The sequence below is a fragment of the Streptomyces hirsutus genome, assembly GCF_001418415.1.
In the GTDB taxonomy this organism is placed as follows: Bacteria; Actinomycetota; Actinomycetes; order Streptomycetales; family Streptomycetaceae; genus Streptomyces; species Streptomyces hirsutus.
Genome location: NZ_LIQT01000783.1, coordinates 1 through 1,451 on the forward strand (window position 1 = coordinate 1; position 1,451 = coordinate 1,451).

At 73.2% G+C, this 1,451-nt stretch carries 1 protein-coding gene and 1 pseudogene; one reads left to right on the top strand and one right to left on the bottom strand.

Annotation, left to right across the window (positions count from 1 at the left end; genetic code table 11):
• Positions 1-7: 7 nt before the first annotated feature.
• Positions 8-283: pseudogene (locus AOK11_RS46540) on the top strand (ATP-binding protein); the annotation flags it as partial.
• Here AOK11_RS46540 and mmuM read toward each other — a convergent pair.
• The gene (gene mmuM, locus AOK11_RS38605) at positions 264-1,178 is read right to left on the bottom strand and encodes a homocysteine S-methyltransferase (RefSeq protein WP_055598250.1); all 915 of its coding nucleotides are present in this window, start codon (positions 1,176-1,178) and stop codon (positions 264-266) included. The pseudogene AOK11_RS46540 and the gene mmuM overlap by 20 nt on opposite strands.
• Positions 1,179-1,451: the final 273 nt, after the last annotated feature.

The following is a 1,451-nucleotide window of genomic DNA, read 5'->3' on the forward strand; positions in this document are numbered from 1 at the left end:
GCGCCGGGTGCTCGCGGAGTGGGGCATGCGCGGGCGCGAGGACGATGTGCTGCTGTGCGTCAGTGAACTCGCCACCAACGCACTGGTGCACGGTGTGCCGCCCGGCCGTGGCTTTCTGCTGAGGATGCTGCCGTACGGCGAGGGCGCCGATGGAGGCGTGCGGGTCGAGGTGCATGACAGTGGGGGCGGGCTCGTGGACGAGCTGGCGGACAAGTGGGGGGTGGGGGAGCGGGCTCCTGGGAAAGTCGTCTGGTGCGAGTTCGCTACACCGGTCGCCGTAGCGTCGCGGCGATCGCCGAGATCGTCTTCGGGGCCACCCGGCAGCACCCTCCGATCAGCCGAGCCCCGGACGCGCGCCACCCCGTGACCTGCTTGGCGGTGAACGTGGCGGGGCCCGTCCACGCGCGTGCCCCGGCGTCCCAGGTCTCGCCGCTGTTGGGGTAGACCACGACCGGTTTGCCGGTGACACGGGCCGCGAGGGCGACCGCGTGGTCTGCGTCCTCCGGGGCGCAGCAGTTCACGCCGACCGCGATGACCTCGTCCACCTCGGCGGCGAGCGCGAAGGCGTCGGACAGAGGCTGGTCCGCGCGGGTGCGGTCGCCCGTCGCCGAGTAGGACAGCCAGGCCGGGATGCCGAGGCCGGGCAGGATCCGCAGCAGGGCCTCGGCCTCGTCGGTGTCCGGGATCGTCTCCAGGGCGAGGACGTCGGGCTCCGCGGCGGCCAGGGCCTCCATGCGGGGGCGGTGGAAGCGCTCCAGCTCGGCCACGGTCAGGCCGTACCGGCCCCGGTACTCGGAGCCGTCCGCGAGCATCGCGCCGTACGGGCCGACGGACGCCGCCACCCACAGGGGACGGGTCACCCGGGCTCGCCGGGCTGCCGTGCGGGCCGCCTCGACGCTCAGGGTGAGCAGGGCGGTGGCCCGGTCGTGGTCGATGCCGCGTCGCGCGAAGCCTTCGAAGGTGGCCTGGTAGCTGGCGGTGATCGCCACGTCCGCGCCCGCCTCGAAGTAGGCGAGGTGGGCCTCGGTGATCGCCTCGGGGGCCTCGGCGAGCAGCCGCGCCGACCACAGCTCGTCGCTCAGGTCGTGCCCGGCCGCCGCGAGCTGGTTGGACATGCCGCCGTCGAGGACGACCGTGCCCCCCGCGAGGGCGTCGGTGAGGGACGGGGTACCGCTCATACCGACGACGGTAGCCGAACCATGCGCCGGGGCCTGCCTAACGGGCCTTGGTGGGAGCGGGCGGGACGACTTCGTCCCGCCCGACCCGTTGACCTGTCCGTGACACACCCTTACCTTGTCGGCGTTCGCCATGTCAGATGCCGTTCGTGATGTCGAACAGTTCCGTGATCGCGAGCACCCTCCCACCGTGAGAGGCAGACCGCATGAGCCGCGCCGCCGACGACCTGCCCGACCCGCCCCGCTCGTCACCACCCCCCGCCCGCAGGCTGTTAC